Here is a 15,921-nt window from a genome sequence, read left to right as displayed (position 1 = left end):
GGCGCGCTGCGAAACGCCGGCGGACCGCCAGCGTGCCTCGGCCTGACCGCGCCTTGCCCGGGGACCGCGCCGGCGCTGCCATTCGGATGCCGCAATTGCGGGCAAAGGCTGTTGGCGACACGGGCCAAATCAGCATAGGGTTTGCGCGGACGAGCGGCTGACAGCGAATGGCGGGATGACGATAGACGCGGCGAAGCGGACGGGAAAAGCGCGACCGGCCTGTGCTGGACGGCTCGGCCTCCGCGTGGGCCTGTTTTCGGCCGCCCTGCTTTTCGGAGTCGATGCCTCTGCCCAGACAACCGAGACAGCTGAACGCCCTGCCCCCGGACAGGCGAGCGCACAGGATGACCCCGCCGCGGCGCTGCAGCTCAAGCGCGACAGCACGCGAAGCGAGCTGGAAGCACTGTCGAAGACCATTACGTTGTCGACGGATCGGGCTGCCGAGCTGCAGGCAGGCATCGCCGATCTCGAAAAGACCAGCGAATCGCTGCGATCAGCGATCGTCAGCTCCGCCGACAAGCGCAAGGCGCTGGAACAGCAGATCGTCGATGGCGAAGAGAAACTGACGACCCTGCGCACCAAGGAAGACGCGGTGCATCGCTCGCTGCGCGCCCGGCGCGGCGTGCTGGCCGAAGTGCTGGCCGCGCTGCAGCGCATGGGCCGCAATCCACCGCCGGCGCTGCTTGTCACGCCCGAGGATGCGCTCGGCTCCGTGCGCAGCGCCATCCTGCTCGGCGCGGTCGTACCCGGCATTCGCCACGAGACGGAGAACCTGGCAGCAGACCTCAAGGCGCTGTCTGGCGTACGCAGGGAAATCATCGCGCAGAAACAAGCCCTTGGCGACGACATGGGATCGCGGCTGGAGGAAGAGCGGCGCATGAACATGCTGATCGCCGAAAAGCAGAAGCTCAAGCAGCGCAGCGCGATCGAACTGGCCTCCGAACGCCGCAAGGCCGAGCAGCTGGCAAGCCAGGCGACCAGCCTCGAAGGGTTGATCGGCTCGATCGAAACCCAGATCTCTTCAGTCCGCGAAGCTGCGACAGCAGCTCGGCTGGAGGAAGAAAACCGCCGGCAGATGTCGGAGGCGCAACGCGAGGAAGCCCGCGAACTGGCAAAATCCGCAACGCCTGACAAAAACCGCATTGCGCCTGCATATGCATTTTCAGACTTGCAGAAAAAGCTCGCGCTTCCGGTCGCCGGATCGATCCTGCGCCGGTTCGGCGATGCCGACGGCACCGGGCATTCGTTGCAGGGCATGATGCTCGAGACCAGTGCAGCGGCCCTGGTCACGGCGCCTTCGGATGGCTGGATCGTCTTTGCCGGAACGTTTCGCAGCTACGGCCAGATGATCATCCTCAATCCCGGCGACGGTTATCACGTCGTTCTGTCGGGACTGGAAAGCGTCAGCGTACAGCAGGGGCAGTTCGTCGTCGCCGGCGAACCGCTGGGCACCATGGGTAACAAAAGAGTGGCCAGCGCAGCCGCATTGGCGCTGGAAACAGAACGGCCAACACTTTACATTGAATTCAGGAAAGACGGAAAACCGGTTGATTCCCGACCATGGTGGACCGCAGCAGACACCGGAAAGGCACGCAATGATTCGTAGGGCTTCACTTGTTCTGGTCGGAGCACTGATGGGTGCAACCGCCATGGGCGTTGTTTACTCGTCCGTCGTCCCGGCCGTCGCGGCCAATCCGTCGACATACCGCGAACTGTCGATCTTCGGCGACGTGTTCGAGCGCGTGCGCGCGCAGTATGTGACGCCGCCTCAGGACGACAAGCTCATCGAGAATGCCATCAACGGCATGCTCTCCTCGCTTGATCCGCATTCCAGCTACATGAACTCCACCGACGCGGAAGACATGCGCACCCAGACCAAGGGTGAGTTCGGCGGTCTCGGCATCGAAGTTACGATGGAAGACGACCTCGTCAAGGTAACCAGCCCGATCGATGATACGCCAGCCGCCAAGGCGGGCGTTCTCGCCGGCGACTTCATCTCGAAGATCGACGGCGCCGACGTGCGCGGCCTCAAGCTCGAGGAAGCCGTCGACAAGATGCGCGGTGCCGTCGGCAAGCCGATCAAGCTGACCATCCTGCGCAAGGGTGCCGACAAACCGATCGAACTGACGATCGTTCGCGACATCATCGCCGTGCGTGCCGTCAAGTTCCGTGTCGAAGGCGACGTCGGCTATGTCCGCGTGATTTCCTTCACCGAAAAGACCTATGACGATCTGAAGAATGCGATCGAAAAGATCCAGGCCCAGGTTCCGGCCGACAAGCTGAAGGGCTACGTGCTTGACCTGCGCCTCAACCCGGGCGGCCTGCTCGACCAGGCGATCAACGTCTCCGACGCTTTCCTGGAGCGCGGCGAAGTCGTTTCGACCCGCGGCCGCAACCCGGACGAAACCCGGCGCTTCAACGCGACGGCCGGCGATCTCACCGATCACAAGCCGGTTATCGTGCTCGTCAACGGCGGCTCGGCTTCGGCTTCCGAAATCGTCGCCGGCGCCCTGCAGGACCTGAAGCGCGCCACCGTTCTCGGCACGCGGTCCTTCGGCAAGGGTTCGGTCCAGACCATCATCCCGCTCGGCGAAGCCGGTGCGTTGCGTCTGACCACCGCGCTCTACTACACCCCGTCGGGCAAATCGATCCAGGGCACCGGCATCTCGCCGGACATCAAGGTCGAACAGCCGCTGCCGCCGGAACTGCTCGGCAAGGTCGAAACCACAAGCGAATCCAGCCTGCGCGGTCATATCAAGGGCCAGAACGAGAATGACGAGGGCTCCGGTTCGATCGCCTATGTGCCGCCGGAAACCAAGGACGACCTGCAGCTGAACTACGCGCTCGACCTGCTGCGCGGCAAGAAGTCGGACCCGGCCTTCCCGGCCAATCCGGAAAAGGCCGAACTGAAGCCGTAAGACACTGGTTTCGCCACCATGGCGGACCGCATGACACGACTTCGCCGCCCGGTTCCTGCCGGGCGGCGGTTTCGATTCCACGGACAGCCCCACCACGGCTTGCATCCACGGCAACTCAGCTCGGCAGAGGCCCTTCTTGGGAACAGATCTCAACGCTCCTCTTGGTCAGAACCGCAAGTCGCGTTCCTCCGGATCTCGAAAATCGGGCCTTTCGTTCGGTCGGATGCTCCTCGGTCTGGGCGCCATCGCGCTTGTCGGCGTTTCCGTCTGGGTCGGTCTGCGGCCGACCGGGCTGATCACACCGGAGCCTGAACAGAGCGTTGCGGACGCGTCTCAGACGGACGGAAAGACTGCAGGAGAGAAGGCCGCGGATGCCGGCAGGCCCAACGAGCGGAAAGCAAGCGGCGCGCTCTCCGGTGCCCATGTCGAGGAAACGCTGAACAACGACGGTTCCATCGTCACCAAGTTTTCCCCCAAGCAGCGCGACGGCGAAGGCCCGGCCTTCATCGATGTCGGTCCGACCAGGGGCCAGGATCCGCGTATGGCGGCCTTTCCCAATGACGCGCTTTTGGAAGACAGCCCCGAAGGTCGCCTGCCGATCGTCGGGCCGGATGGCCTGAGGCCGATGGATCAATATGCAAGGCTGTCGTCCGGCGCGCGCGGGGTCCGCATCGCGCTTGTCGTCGGCGGCCTTGGCCTTAGCCAGACAGGTACCCAGAACGCGCTTGCCCGGCTGCAGCCGGAAATCACCCTGGGCTTCGCCGCAACCGGCAACAGCCTGCAGCGCTGGATGCAGGAAGCCCGCCGCGGCGGCCACGAAATCCTGCTGCAGGTGCCGTTCGAGCCTTTCGATTATCCGGACAACAATCCCGGCCCGCATACGCTGCGCGTCGGGATCGATGCGCAGAAGAACCTTGCCGAACTGCGCACGTCGCTGGCGCAGATCACCAACTATACCGGCATCATGAATTTCCTTGGCGGCCGCTTCCTTTCTGACGCCGATGCGCTGGAGCCGGTGATGCGCGATATCGGCCGGCGCGGCCTGCTGTTCCTGGATGACGGAACATCGGCTCAATCGTTGACAGGCACGCTTGCTGATACGATCGGCGTGCCGCATGGTTTCGCCGACATGGTCGTCGACAGCGAACTGGACCGCACCGTGATCCTGAAGAAGCTCGACGAACTGGAACGCATTGCCCGCCGCAACGGCAGCGCCATCGGCGTCGCCTCCGCCTTCGATGAAAGCGTTTCGGCTATCGCCCAATGGGTCGACGAGGCGGGTTCGCGCGGCATCGAATTCGTCGGCGTTTCGGCCCTCGTCAAGGATCCGCAACAACAATAGCGTAGGACGCCGCGCGGCGTTCGAATACGCCGAACGACATGAGCAGGGGAACCGCATGAGCAACGACAAGTCGAAACCCATGAAAGCCGAAGACCTTCCCTACCGCCCCTGCGTCGGCATCATGGTGCTCAACCGCGACGGTCTTGTCTGGGCCGGACGGCGCATCGCCATCGGCAATTCCGAATATGACGGCTCCTCGCAGCTCTGGCAGATGCCGCAGGGCGGTATCGACAAGGGCGAAGACCCGGAAAAGGCCGCCTATCGTGAGCTTTACGAAGAAACCGGCATGAAGACGATCTCGCTTCTCGCCGAAGCGCCGGATTGGATCAATTACGATCTGCCCGCCCACTTGATCGGCATCGGCCTCAAGGGCAAGTATCGCGGCCAGACGCAGCGCTGGTTCGCCTTTCGCTTCGAGGGTGATGAATCCGAGATCGCCATCAACCCGCCGCCGGGCGGCCACGAACCGGAATTTGACGAATGGGCCTGGAAGTCGATGGACGAACTGCCGGGCCTGATCGTCAGCTTCAAGCGCGATGTCTACGACAAGGTGGTCGCCGCCTTCAAGCATCTGGAAGGGTAGGGAGGCAGCCTTCAGCACTGCTTTCAAGCGCATCATGGGCCGCTCTCCCCGGCACGTCAACCGCACCCGGGCAGGGGATTATCCACGCATCAAGAAAGCCGAACGGATGGCGTGAAAAGCCGGGTGAACGCGCCTATAACGGGGGCGCCACCGGCCAATTCTACGGGCAATGGCGGGAGCGGGGACAAAAACCAAATTAAATGCCCGCCCTGGAGACCAGGGCGGGCATTTTTGCGAAGTGATAAACTTATTCGGCTTCGTTGGCCGGGGCAGCGTTGAGCTGGCCGTATTTTTCCGCGCCGATCTTGCTGAAGAGATCGATCTGGGTTTCGAGGAAGTCGATATGGCCCTCCTCGTCGATCAGCAGTTCTTCGAACAGCTTCATCGACACATAGTCGCCGGCATCATGACAGATGTCGCGGGACTTCTTGTAGGCCGCGCGGGCCTCGTATTCGCCGGCAAGATCGGCTTCCAGCACTTCCTTGACGTTCTGGCCGATGCGCAGCGGCGCGACCGTCTGCAGGTTCGGATGGCCTTCAAGGAAGATGATGCGGGCAATCAGCTTGTCCGCATGCTGCATTTCCTCGATCGATTCGGCGCGCTCCTTCTTTGCCAACAGCGTATAGCCCCAGTCGTCGAGGAGACGATAATGGACCCAATACTGGTTGACGGCACCGAGTTCGAGGTAAAGGGCTTCGTTAAGCCGCTCGATGACTGTTTTGTCGCCTTTCAAGATCCGCTCTCCTGTTTTCTTCATGGAATTGTTTGAGGCGGGTCATGAAATCAAAAATCTTGTCATCCGTCGAGTGCCGGACGGCATGATACTGCTCGGTGGTGCGGATGATGATATCGACGACATTCGGGAAACAGCCGCAGCAACGACCACGCTTCTGCATGGCGTGGTAGACTTTCGCGGGCACGATCAACTGCCAACAGTCCTCATCGAGAAGATCGATGATCGTGTTTTCAATGTCCTTATCGGTGATGAAATTGCAGCTACAAACCAGCATCTCGCCTGCCCGTGATACGCAACGCACTGAATTCCTTCCATAAAGCAAAAGCGGATATTTATTGTCAACAAAAATGTCTGATGGTTGTCGCGCCCTTTATATTAGAGCAATTCTAAACTTGATAAAAAGTATCGTATTTTCATTGGCTTAAACTTGAGATGCAAAGGACGGAATGCCATTTGCGACAGGATTCAAGTTTTCTTGAGTGACAAAAATGCCGAACAAATTTTGTTGCAGCCGGCTGTTTCGAACCATTTACGGCTCAATGGAAATTACGCCCCTTCGGCATGACGCTTGCGGTTTCGATGAGATCCCTCTGATTCTGTAGATCCTCGTGGATCAGGCTACCTTTCTTGAACCGATGCTTTTGCCGGTGATCATCCGTCGGCCTGAGCACCTCGTCCGAGCGGGCATTGGCGCCGAAGCCGCGCGCCTCCCTCTGCAGGATGCCAAGTGCCGGCGTCATGTCCTCCAGATGACTGGCGACGACATGGATGACGCCGCTGGCGCTTTGCAGCCGGCCCCTGATCTTCACCAGGCGCGCGCCCATCACCACGGAACGGTATTTATTGAAGACATCCTTCCAGATGATGGCGTTGGAGACACCGGTCTCGTCCTCCAGCGTCATGAAAATCACGCCCTTTGCCGTTCCGGGGCGCTGGCGCACCAGAACAAGGCCAGCCACCGTGACCATGCGCCCGTTTCGTACCTCATCCAGGCTTCGGTTGGTGATGATGTCCTGTCTTGAAAAATCCTCCCGCAGGAAGGAAACCGGATGTGCCTTCAACGACAAGGTGAGATAGCGATAATCGTTGATGACATGCTCACCCTCAAGCATCGGCGGCAGCATCACCGCCGGCTCGTGCTGCAGATCGTCCTGCCCCGCCTGTTCGAACAACGGCAGGCGCTCCGCCGCCGACTTTTCATCCAGCGACTTGACCGCCCAGAGTGCCGCGCGGCGATCAAGCCCGATGGAGCGGAAGGCATCCGCATCCGCCAGCCGTTCGATCACTGCCCGCGTCAGGCCGGAGCGCAGCCAGAGATCGCGCACGGAGGAATAGCCGGCGCCGCGATGGACAAGCAGTTTTTCCATATCCGGCCGGCGCAAGCCTTTGACCAGGGAAAAGCCGAGCCTGACGGCCTTTCTCGTCTTGATGACACCGCGCATCTCCCGGTGCCGCGGCTCGATATGCATGGGATCGAACATCGCCTCGCCCTCGAGGGCCGCATCCCAGTCCGATATGTTGATATCGACGGGAAGGACTTTTACCCCGTGCTCGCGGGCATCCCGCACCAGCTGGGCCGGGGGGTAAAAACCCATCGGCTGGGAATTGAGCATCGCGGCGCAGAAGACGTCGGGATAATAGGCCTTGAACCAGCAGGAGGCATAGACCAGCAGCGCGAAGGACGCGGCATGGCTTTCCGGAAAGCCGTACTCCCCGAACCCCTTGATCTGATTGAAACAGCGCTCCGCGAAGTCACGCTCATAGCCATTCTTGAGCATGCCATTGATCATACGCTGTTCGAAATTCGCGACCTGTCCCGTCCGCCGGAAGGTCGCCATGGCCCGCCGCAACTGATCGGCTTCCGCCGGAGAAAAGTCAGCGGCTGTAATCGCGATCTGCATCGCCTGTTCCTGGAACAGCGGCACACCGAGCGTTCGCTCCAAAACCTCCCTCAATGCTTCGCTTGGGTAATCCACCGCATCGGGATTTTGTCTCCGCTTCAGGTAGGGATGCACCATGTTTCCCTGGATCGGCCCAGGCCGAACGATCGCGACCTCGATCACCAGATCGTAGAATTTGCGGGGCTTCAGGCGAGGCAGCATGCTCATCTGCGCCCGGCTTTCGATCTGAAAGACACCAATCGTATCGGCCCGGCAGATCATGTCGTAGACTTGCCTGTCCTGCGTCTCGTAAACCTGCGACAACCTCTTGGGCTCGTCGTAGTGATTCTCCAGCAGCTTGAAGGCCTTGGCGAGGCAAGTCAGCATGCCCAGCGCCAGGACATCGACCTTGAGGATTTTCAAGATATCCAGATCGTCCTTGTCCCATTCGACCATGTAGCGATCGGGCATGGCGGTGTTCATGATCGGCACGATCTCGTCGAGACGATCCTTGGTGATGACGAAGCCGCCGACATGTTGCGACAGATGCCGCGGATATTCCATCAGCAGGCCGGCATAGTTCAGGACCCTGAGTGTCGTCGGATCGGTCATATCGAGACCGGCGGCCTTTGCCTGCTCTTCTGAAAAAGACGAGGTCCACCAGCCCCAGATCGAGCCGGACAGCGCCGATTGCACGTCTTCGGACAGGCCAAAGACCTTGGCCACCTCGCGGCCGGCCGAGCGGGCGCGGTAGCTTATGACGGCTGCGGCGAGCCCGGCATGTTCCTTGCCGTATTCCCGGTAGATGTACTGGATCACCTCTTCGCGGCGGGCATGTTCGAAATCGACGTCGATATCCGGCGGTTCGTCACGATCGCGCGAGAGGAAGCGGTCGAACAGCAGCGTGAACTTGTCCGGATCGACCTCGGTGACGCAAAGACAGTAGCACACCGAGGAATTCGCGGCCGAACCCCGCCCCTGGCACAGGATATCCTGGCTGCGCGCGAAGTTGACCAGTTTGTGTACCGTCAGAAAATAGGGCTCGTACTGCTTGAAATGGATCAGGTCGAGTTCGTATTCGATCTTTGTCCTGACACTGTCGGGAACGCCCTTCGGATAACGCTGAACCGCCCCTTCCTCGACCAGCCGCCGCAATCGCTGCGCCGGGGTTTCATTCCCATCGGCCTCGGTCGGATAATTGTGCTCAAGCTCCTCCAGATTGAACGATAGCCGGCGAAAGAATTTCTCCGTATTGGCGATGGCGTCGGGATAATTCCGGAAGATTCGGGCCATTTCCTTTGGATTTTTCAGATGCCGCTCGGCATTGGCCTGCAGGCGTAACCCGGCATTGGCGATCGTGACATGTTCGCGGATGGCGGTGACGACATCGGCGACGGGACGAAACTCCGGGGCATGATAGAGCGCATCGTTCGTGGCGATCAGCCGGGTTCCGGTCCTTGCCGCGATCATCGCCAGGCAGGCGAAATCATGATGATCGAAGCCGTCATACTGCGGCGTCATGCCGAGAAAGAGCCGCTGTCCGGCATAATCGCGCAGCTTGAGCAAAAGCGCCGTCAGCTTTTCCGGGTCGGGGCGGCCCGCATCCTCCATGACGATCAGTTGGAGTTCGTCCTGCCATTCGAGCAGATCGGACAGGAAAAGCGTGCAGTTTCCCTTTGTCGTGCGCAGATTTCCGGCACTGAGCATGCGGCACAGATGCGCCCAGCCCCGACGATTTCGCGGATAGGCGAGAATGTCGGGCGTCCCGTCGGCAAAGACCAGCCGGGCGCCGGGTTGGAACCGGTATTTTTCCACCTTTGCCTTGGCATGGGCGCGCACCACGCCCGCCACCGTGTTGCGATCCGCGATCCCGATGCCACCCAGCCCGATCTTCTGCGCCGTGACCACCATGATTTCAGCCGGTGCCGAGCCCTGCAGGAAGGAATAATTGGTCCGGGCACCGAGTTCGTAGAAGGCGGGAGCATCGGTCATGCGAAAATTCCGTGCATGAACCATTGCGGCGAGATGACCACCTGGCTGTAGAGACCGTCCCGGAACAGCCAGAAGCGCCGGCCATCGGCGTCCTCGACCCGGAAATAATCGCGCGTCAACGCATCCTCTCCATCGATCCACCATTCGCCGGCGATCCGTTCCGGCCCTTCCGCGCGGGCCACCTGATAGGTGGTCCGGCGCCATTTGAAACTGGCCGGCGCCCCCTCCGGCAGTTCCGCCGCGATCGCATCGACCCGCTCGGGATGGCGGAAGAGCCGCAGAGGCCGCGTCGATGGCGGGGAGGCGAGTACCGGCAAATCAGGTTTCTCCGCAACGGCAGGCCGGGCAATATCGGACACCGGCATGAAATTCGTTGCCCGTTCCGGCACATGGCTTTCCTGCAGGACCAGAACCGACAGGCTTTCCGGACCGAACCGCGCCAGGACGCGATCGGCAAAGGCCGATAGCGAGCGGGCAGGGTCGGACTTGCCGGAAAAATCTTCCTGGACGACGGCATAGCGTTCCGTCTTCAGGACGCAGAGGCGCAGGATTTCGAAACCGTAGCCGACATCGAGATCGTCGTGGATGGCCTGAAGACGTTCGCGGTAAAGCGCCGAAATCCGTTCCGGGTCCTTCGACACGGCCGAAGTTGCGGCACGGATGCGAAAGACCTTGCCATCCACCCGAAACAGCACGAGTTCGAACAGGCGACCGCCTTCCTCGCGCTCCTCGAAGCGCTGCTTTAGGCTTCTGGCCAGTTGCAGGGTCAATTCGAGAATGTCATCCTCGTCCTGGATGGGAGAGGCAAGGCGACGCTCCGCCGACAGGCTGGCGACCGGCAGGCGCGGCGACAGCGGCTCATCCTCGAAGCCGAGCGCCTGGTCGAGACGCAGAAGCACCGAGGGGCCGAAGCGGCGGGCAAGCGGGGCGCGCGGCAGGACGATGATATCGCCGACCGTCTTCAAGCCGACCCGCGCCAGTGTCTGGATCGCTTCGAGCGGCAATCTCAGCGCGGCAAGGGGCAGGGGAGACAGGATCGCTTCAGCCTGCTGCGGTGCTGCGATCTCCCCCGAGCGATAGCGTGCCATGGCCCAGGACAGGCCGGCCGACGAGGAGATCGCGCCGCGCGCCGCGATGCCGAGGCCGAAAAGCCGGGACAGGACATCGGAAAGAAGCGCTTTCTCGCTGCCGTGCAGATGGACGCAGCCGGTAATGTCGAGATAGAGGCCGTTTTCCCCGTCCAGCGCGACAAGCGGCGTGTAGCGGTCGCACCAGTCGGCAAGCGAGATCAAAAGGGCCTTGTCCGCGGCTGGATCGGCCTGGATGATCTCGATGCCCGGACACATGGCCCGCGCCTCGGCCAGGCCTTGGCCCCGCTTCAGCCCGCTCCTTTCACCGCAGACATCCAGCGCAACGATGTGCATGGCATTCTGGATGCGATCGACGAAGACCAGCGGTGGATGGTCAGGACGCTTTCTGGAAAGCCATGACACGCCCCATTTCTTCCGCGCCACCCGGTCCGCCGGCAGATGCGGGAAATTCAGCGAGAGGATACGCTGGTTCTGCGTGAGAAGCGGCTGTCTCTGGGAGGATGTGGCGGAAACGGCGGGCATGGGAATTCCACTCCATTAAGAACTCGAGGGATGCGAAAGCCCTGCTTTTTTCGACGGCGACGCGAAAGACCGGATTGCCGATGCTGCCGGCCAGGATCGATCCGTCCGGAAGCGGCCGGCCGGTGGCGCGGGCAGGGGTGACGAGAAACCGGAAAAGCGCGCTGCTTGCCTCTTCCTCGCCCGCCTGCCGCAGAAGCAGGATCGGCACCTTGCCGGCCCGCGCCCGCAGATGCAGGCGGCGGCTTTCGTTCAGGCCGAAATGCGCAGGATTACCCCGCACTTCCAGAATGATGGCCGTAAAGACCGGCACCGACAGCGCCGCCTCGGCAATCCAGAGAGCATCAAGCACGGTGCGCGGACTGCTGAAGATGCAGGAGCCGGTGTCGAGACCATAGGCTTCCAGTCCACGACCATAGGGATGACCGGCCTCTGACGCCGCCATGCCCTGGCCGATCCAGAGAATGGGGGAACCCGGCCGGCTGCGGCGATCGGACTGGCACAACACAGCCAGCGCCAGGACGAAGCCCAGGGCAGCACCGGCATCCCGTGTTTCCGCTGTGCGGACCTCGGTCAACCCGCCCAGCGGCAGGCCACCCTGCAGGACGGCATCGAGCGCATCGATACCCAGCGGCAGGACAGGACAGGAGACGCCCTTCTCCTCCTCCTTGCCGGTCATCGAACCGAAACCGGCCGGATTGCCCTTTCTGGCGGTCTTCAAAAGTCCCGGCACGTTTTCATTTTCGAGCCGCGAAATGGTTTCGCGGAGCGCAGAAAGCCGCTCGCGCGTCATGGTCGATTGCTCCATGACGTCACTCCAGTTCAGTTTGTTCCTATTATGTTCTTATAGATTCCAGAGCTTCGAAAAAGAGTCAACGGTGAATCCTGAGAATTTATTCCTTGACTCCTCACCGGAAAATTCAACCCTCGAAAAACGCTGGGGAAATGGCTATATCAAGGGGCAAGTAAGGAGTGCCCATGGCCCGCATAGACCAGAGCGACGATTGGCGGGAACGCCACGCGCCGACAATCAGCACATTCGAATCCCTGGCGCTGGAGGCCTACAGCCACCTGCCGGACGAATTCCGCGCGCTGGCCACCGACCTCACTATCGAGATCGACGATTTTCCGAGCGAGGATGTTTTCGAGGACATGGCGCTGGAAACGCCGTTCGATCTCCTAGGGCTGTTCGAGGGCCGGGGGATCACCGAGCGCTTCACCATGGAAACCGGCGAAATGCCGAACCGCATCATCCTCTACCGCCGGCCGATTCTCGACTACTGGGCGGAAAACGAGGAGACGCTGGGCGACATCGTCACCCATGTGCTGATCCACGAGATCGGCCATCATTTCGGCCTGTCGGACGACGACATGGAGCGGATCGAGGCCAGCGTCGAGCATGTCGGGGGCTGAAACGGCATTCCGCTCCAGCCTGCCGATCACGTGAAATCAATGTTCGGACAGCTTGGTGTCCGGCGTATAGTCCTTGCCTTCGACATCCTTGACCACGGCCTGGCCGCACATCATCGTCCTGGTTTCCTGATTGAAGGCATAGGTCGGCGAGCCATGCAGGTCCCAGCCCTTGTTGAGGGCGGCGGTGACCTTGTGGCAGAAGGTGGCATCATCGACGGCGGTCAGCAAGCGATAGAGTTTCAAGCGTCTGTTCCTTTTCGTTGAATGGCATCGGCCTTGGCGGCAAGACGCAGCGCCTGCTCCAGATGCAGGCGTTCGACCATCAGGCCGTTGAGGTTGATGACCGCTTTATCCGCATTTTCAGCGAGCGCAAAGGCATCGATGATGGCGCGCGCCTTGGCGACGGCGCTCTGTTCGACGCCGAAATGGAGATTGGCCGGGCCGATCTGGGCTGGATGGATCAGCATCTTGCCCTCGAAGCCCATGGCGCGGCCCTGACGGCATTCTTCCTCGAAGCCGGCACCGTCACTGATATCGTTGAACACCGCGTCGATGATATCGAGACCGCTGCCGCGCGCGGCAAGCAGGATCTGCATCAGCCAGGGCACGAGATAGGTGCGGCCGGGCAGGGCGGGCACGCCGGTTTCCTTGCGCAGGTCGTTCAGTCCCGGCACGAAGCAATCGAGCCTTCCGCCGCGCGTGCGGCCTGTCTCGGCGATGGCCGCGGCATTGAGCACGCCGCGCGGGGTCTCGATCATCGCCCAGAGCCGCAGCCGGTCGGGTACATCGTTTTCCGCCAGGATATCGGCGACCGCCTGGATATCCTGCGGGCTTTCGACCTTGGGCAGGAGCAGGGCATCCGGCGCCATTTTCACCACAGCTGCAAGATCCGATTCGCCGAAACCCGAAGCGAGACTGTTGGTGCGGATGACGATTTCGCAACCGGCCCGGCGTTCCTTAGCCAGGTGGGCGGCAAGGGTCTGGCGCGCCAAAACCTTGTTGTCGGGCAGGACGGCGTCTTCCAGATCATAGATGACGGCATCGCAGGCAAGCGTCGCGACCTTGGCAAGGGCACGGGGCTTATCGGCGGGAACGCAGAGCACGGAGCGGCGCAGGTGGGCGGGATGATGGTCGCGGGGTGAATTCATGACGGAGTTTTGCCCGCCTTTCGCCGTTTTCGCAAGGCAGACATGTGAGCGGACAAACCGCTTCGCGGCCACGCCTCTTGCAATGCGGAACGCGCGAACCCACATCTGAGGCAACGAAAGGTAACGACCATGCAAAGCATCCGTAATCTCTTCCTGACTGCCGCCGGCATCGCCTTCACGGTGATGGCCTTCGTGTTCACCGCCTCGCTCGGCCTTGCCCTTCTCGGCATCGCTTCGGTGGTGATGATCGGCACGATGATTGCTGCACGGCTTGCACCCCGCCCCCTCCGCGCCACGGTAAACCGCACGTCCGGCCGCCAGCCGCGCGAACCGCGCATCTGGAACGACGGACGCGGCACGATCATCGACCTGTAGGCTGCCGACAGCAAGATTTTCCTTCATTTCGGCGTGAAATTGCTCTAAACGCTGGGCGGAAATTTTTCCGTTCCGTTGAAATCGAAGGCCATATCCATGGACAAGTTCGTCAAGCTCACCGGCGTTGCCGCGCCGCTCCCCGTCGTCAATATCGACACGGACATGATCATTCCGAAGGATTACCTGAAGACGATCAAGCGCACGGGGCTTGGCACCGGCCTGTTTGCCGAAGCCCGCTACAATGAGGACGGCTCGCTGAACGAGACCTTCGTGCTCAACAAGCCCGCCTACCAGAACGCCAAGATCCTCGTCGCCGGCGACAATTTCGGCTGCGGCTCGTCGCGCGAACATGCACCCTGGGCGTTGCTCGACTTCGGTATCCGCTGCGTCATCTCGACGTCGTTTGCCGACATCTTCTACAACAACTGTTTCAAGAACGGCATCCTGCCGGTCGTCGTTTCCCCGGAAGACCTCGAAAAACTCCTGGACGACGCCGGCCGCGGCGCCAACGCCATCCTGACGGTCGACCTGGAAAACCTGGAAATCACCGGTCCGGACGGCGGCAAGATCAGCTTCGAACTCGATGCATTCCGCCGCCACTGCATGCTGAACGGCCTCGACGATATCGGCCTGACGCTGGAAAAGGCGGCCTCGATCGACACGTTCGAAAAGGCCAATGCCGCTTCGCACCCCTGGGCATAAGAGCCATGCCGAGCCCGCGCAAACTGGTCTCTTCCGGCTCGCCGTTCGAAAGGACGGCGGGTTACTCGCGAGCTGTCGTACAGGGTGACTGGTGCTTCGTTTCCGGCACCACCGGCTATGACTATACGACCATGACAATGCCGCAGACGGTGGAGGAACAGACAAGAAATTGCCTGAAGACCATCGAGGCGGCCTTGATCGAGGCGGGGTTTTCGCTGCGTGACGTCGTGCGCAATCATTACTACGTGACCGACGCCGCCTTCGCCGACATCGTCTTCCCGATCCTCGGCGAGACCTTCGGCGATATCCGCCCGGCGGCGACAATGATCGTCTGCGACCTCATCCGCCCGGAAATGCTCATCGAGATCGAGGTCACGGCCTTCAAGGGCTGATCGCCTCAGCTTCGACAAAGGGCGGCCCGAGTGGCTCCGCCAGCCCGGCTTTCGCCAGTTCATCATGATAGGACAGGAAGATGCGGCGCCGGAAGGCGATCATTTCGCGCTCCTCCTCCATCGTTGCCCGCGCCAGGCTTTCGGCGACGCTTTCCGGCGTCGCAAGTTCTGCCGTATCGACGAAAAACGTCAGCATGGCGTTTACTTCGGCGGATGGCATGTCGCGGACGCATTGCGGCACGCCGGCGAGAAACGCCTCTCCCATGCAACGGCCATTGCGGCGGCAACGGCGCACCCGGCACCGAAGATGCCTCAGCCATGCAGTTGCGGCGATACGGAATGTGAGCGTCTTGAACGGTGAAGGCTGCGGTTTGATATAGGGCATGACGATCTTTCCGCTGTTGGGGCGCGGATCGGCACGGAAAATCGTCCCCGCGCGGTGACCGCCGTGGTTTTGAATCTCTGCATCATTCGGACGGGGCACTGGAAATCGCCTCTAACGAATGAAATATGACTGACGCCTTCCAGCGCCCCGTTTGGCGTTCTCTCGGGAGCTTTCCTCCCTACAGACCCCGACTTTAGACCCTCTGCCTCGGGATGATTGCGTTCCGTCGTTCTCCGGGACCGGCATTCAGCAACACAGCCCGGTACGTCACGCATCCTTTCCCGACATGTGCATCACACAGATGCGCCCACCCCATAAGGACGGAGGGGGTCCATGTTCCGGGGGCTCTCCTTCCGTTCCGCCTGACGTTCGGGGTCAAAAGACCCCGAGGCTTTCCGTGGAGCGCCAGCCCTGCCTCGCCGCAAACGTCTTGCGGTGTATCCGC

At 61.4% G+C, this 15,921-nt stretch carries 16 protein-coding genes; 8 read left to right on the top strand and 8 right to left on the bottom strand.

All coding sequences use genetic code 11. The annotated features are described in order from the left end of the window. The first annotated feature begins 175 nt into the window (after window positions 1-175). From VL202_RS14695 to VL202_RS14680, 4 genes are all read left to right on the top strand, one after another. On the top strand, window positions 176-1,606 hold the full coding sequence (locus tag VL202_RS14695) for a murein hydrolase activator EnvC (RefSeq protein WP_325464846.1): 1,431 nt from the start codon (window positions 176-178) through the stop codon (window positions 1,604-1,606). Beyond that, the gene (locus VL202_RS14690; RefSeq protein ID WP_325464845.1) at window positions 1,596-2,918 is read left to right on the top strand and encodes a S41 family peptidase; all 1,323 of its coding nucleotides are present in this window, start codon (window positions 1,596-1,598) and stop codon (window positions 2,916-2,918) included. Before VL202_RS14695 ends, VL202_RS14690 begins: the two co-directional genes overlap by 11 nt. A 136-nt stretch (window positions 2,919-3,054) precedes the next feature. Then, entirely contained in the window at window positions 3,055-4,260 is a 1,206-nt protein-coding gene (locus VL202_RS14685; protein WP_325464844.1) for a divergent polysaccharide deacetylase family protein, read from the top strand. Between the two features lie 55 nt (window positions 4,261-4,315). Beyond that, window positions 4,316-4,843 carry an RNA pyrophosphohydrolase gene (locus tag VL202_RS14680; protein ID WP_325464843.1) on the top strand — a complete coding sequence of 176 codons (528 nt, stop codon included), beginning with the start codon at window positions 4,316-4,318 and terminating at the stop codon, window positions 4,841-4,843. Window positions 4,844-5,090: 247 nt separating this feature from the next. On the opposite strand, the gene bfr is transcribed toward VL202_RS14680, so the two are convergent. From bfr to VL202_RS14655, 5 genes are all read right to left on the bottom strand, one after another. Beyond that, window positions 5,091-5,576, bottom strand: a complete 486-nt coding sequence (gene bfr, locus VL202_RS14675) for a bacterioferritin (protein ID WP_325464842.1) — start codon at window positions 5,574-5,576, stop codon at window positions 5,091-5,093. After that, window positions 5,542-5,853: a (2Fe-2S)-binding protein gene (locus VL202_RS14670; RefSeq protein WP_325464848.1), complete on the bottom strand. Its 312-nt coding sequence runs from the start codon at window positions 5,851-5,853 to the stop codon at window positions 5,542-5,544. Before VL202_RS14670 ends, bfr begins: the two co-directional genes overlap by 35 nt. A gap of 262 nt (window positions 5,854-6,115) precedes the next feature. Then, the gene (locus VL202_RS14665; protein ID WP_325464841.1) at window positions 6,116-9,451 is read right to left on the bottom strand and encodes an error-prone DNA polymerase; all 3,336 of its coding nucleotides are present in this window, start codon (window positions 9,449-9,451) and stop codon (window positions 6,116-6,118) included. Beyond that, complete coding sequence (locus VL202_RS14660; RefSeq protein WP_325464847.1) at window positions 9,448-10,875, bottom strand: DNA polymerase Y family protein; 1,428 nt, start codon at window positions 10,873-10,875, stop codon at window positions 9,448-9,450. The genes VL202_RS14665 and VL202_RS14660 overlap by 4 nt, the downstream gene beginning before the upstream one ends. 40 nt (window positions 10,876-10,915) lie before the next feature. Then, window positions 10,916-11,869: a hypothetical protein gene (locus VL202_RS14655; protein WP_325464840.1), complete on the bottom strand. Its 954-nt coding sequence runs from the start codon at window positions 11,867-11,869 to the stop codon at window positions 10,916-10,918. A gap of 170 nt (window positions 11,870-12,039) precedes the next feature. On the opposite strand from VL202_RS14655, the gene VL202_RS14650 reads away from it, so the two are divergent. Next, on the top strand, window positions 12,040-12,474 hold the full coding sequence (locus VL202_RS14650) for a metallopeptidase family protein (protein WP_325464839.1): 435 nt from the start codon (window positions 12,040-12,042) through the stop codon (window positions 12,472-12,474). Window positions 12,475-12,510: 36 nt separating this feature from the next. Here VL202_RS14650 and VL202_RS14645 read toward each other — a convergent pair whose 3' ends face one another. Together VL202_RS14645 and VL202_RS14640 are read right to left on the bottom strand one after the other, a co-directional pair. Then, complete coding sequence (locus VL202_RS14645; RefSeq protein ID WP_325464838.1) at window positions 12,511-12,717, bottom strand: DUF1737 domain-containing protein; 207 nt, start codon at window positions 12,715-12,717, stop codon at window positions 12,511-12,513. Then, complete coding sequence (locus tag VL202_RS14640; RefSeq protein ID WP_325464837.1) at window positions 12,714-13,622, bottom strand: CoA ester lyase; 909 nt, start codon at window positions 13,620-13,622, stop codon at window positions 12,714-12,716. Before VL202_RS14640 ends, VL202_RS14645 begins: the two co-directional genes overlap by 4 nt. Window positions 13,623-13,751: 129 nt before the next feature. Here VL202_RS14640 and VL202_RS14635 point away from each other — a divergent pair, with 129 nt between their 5' ends. The 3 genes from VL202_RS14635 (at window position 13,752) to VL202_RS14625 (ending at window position 15,091) form a co-directional block, all read left to right on the top strand. Beyond that, entirely contained in the window at window positions 13,752-13,997 is a 246-nt protein-coding gene (locus VL202_RS14635) for a hypothetical protein (RefSeq protein WP_325464836.1), read from the top strand. A gap of 96 nt (window positions 13,998-14,093) precedes the next feature. Continuing rightward, window positions 14,094-14,699: a 3-isopropylmalate dehydratase small subunit gene (leuD, locus tag VL202_RS14630; RefSeq protein WP_325464835.1), complete on the top strand. Its 606-nt coding sequence runs from the start codon at window positions 14,094-14,096 to the stop codon at window positions 14,697-14,699. Between the two features lie 5 nt (window positions 14,700-14,704). Beyond that, the gene (locus tag VL202_RS14625) at window positions 14,705-15,091 is read left to right on the top strand and encodes a RidA family protein (protein ID WP_325464834.1); all 387 of its coding nucleotides are present in this window, start codon (window positions 14,705-14,707) and stop codon (window positions 15,089-15,091) included. Here VL202_RS14625 and VL202_RS14620 read toward each other — a convergent pair. Beyond that, window positions 15,081-15,476: a hypothetical protein gene (locus VL202_RS14620; RefSeq protein ID WP_325464833.1), complete on the bottom strand. Its 396-nt coding sequence runs from the start codon at window positions 15,474-15,476 to the stop codon at window positions 15,081-15,083. The genes VL202_RS14625 and VL202_RS14620 overlap by 11 nt on opposite strands. Window positions 15,477-15,921: the final 445 nt, after the last annotated feature.

It is taken from the genome of Pararhizobium sp. (assembly GCF_035497515.1).
In the GTDB taxonomy this organism is placed as follows: domain Bacteria; phylum Pseudomonadota; class Alphaproteobacteria; order Rhizobiales; family Rhizobiaceae; genus Pararhizobium.
The sequence above is the reverse complement of the archived record's forward strand: the minus strand, read 5'-3'. Positions and strand labels throughout refer to the sequence as shown.

Bases quoted from the DNA above. Each gene is read 5' to 3' on its own strand.
- VL202_RS14695 (WP_325464846.1), top strand. From the start codon at position 176: ATGACGATAGACGCGGCGAAGCGGACGGGAAAAGCGCGACCGGCCTGT.
- VL202_RS14690 (WP_325464845.1), top strand. From the start codon at position 1,596: ATGATTCGTAGGGCTTCACTTGTTCTGGTCGGAGCACTGATGGGTGCA.
- VL202_RS14680 (WP_325464843.1), top strand. From the start codon at position 4,316: ATGAGCAACGACAAGTCGAAACCCATGAAAGCCGAAGACCTTCCCTAC.
- VL202_RS14670 (WP_325464848.1), bottom strand. From the start codon at position 5,853: ATGCTGGTTTGTAGCTGCAATTTCATCACCGATAAGGACATTGAAAAC.
- VL202_RS14665 (WP_325464841.1), bottom strand. From the start codon at position 9,451: ATGACCGATGCTCCCGCCTTCTACGAACTCGGTGCCCGGACCAATTAT.
- VL202_RS14660 (WP_325464847.1), bottom strand. From the start codon at position 10,875: ATGCACATCGTTGCGCTGGATGTCTGCGGTGAAAGGAGCGGGCTGAAG.
- VL202_RS14655 (WP_325464840.1), bottom strand. From the start codon at position 11,869: ATGGAGCAATCGACCATGACGCGCGAGCGGCTTTCTGCGCTCCGCGAA.
- VL202_RS14650 (WP_325464839.1), top strand. From the start codon at position 12,040: ATGGCCCGCATAGACCAGAGCGACGATTGGCGGGAACGCCACGCGCCG.
- VL202_RS14640 (WP_325464837.1), bottom strand. From the start codon at position 13,622: ATGAATTCACCCCGCGACCATCATCCCGCCCACCTGCGCCGCTCCGTG.
- VL202_RS14635 (WP_325464836.1), top strand. From the start codon at position 13,752: ATGCAAAGCATCCGTAATCTCTTCCTGACTGCCGCCGGCATCGCCTTC.
- leuD (WP_325464835.1), top strand. From the start codon at position 14,094: ATGGACAAGTTCGTCAAGCTCACCGGCGTTGCCGCGCCGCTCCCCGTC.
- VL202_RS14625 (WP_325464834.1), top strand. From the start codon at position 14,705: ATGCCGAGCCCGCGCAAACTGGTCTCTTCCGGCTCGCCGTTCGAAAGG.
- VL202_RS14620 (WP_325464833.1), bottom strand. From the start codon at position 15,476: ATGCCCTATATCAAACCGCAGCCTTCACCGTTCAAGACGCTCACATTC.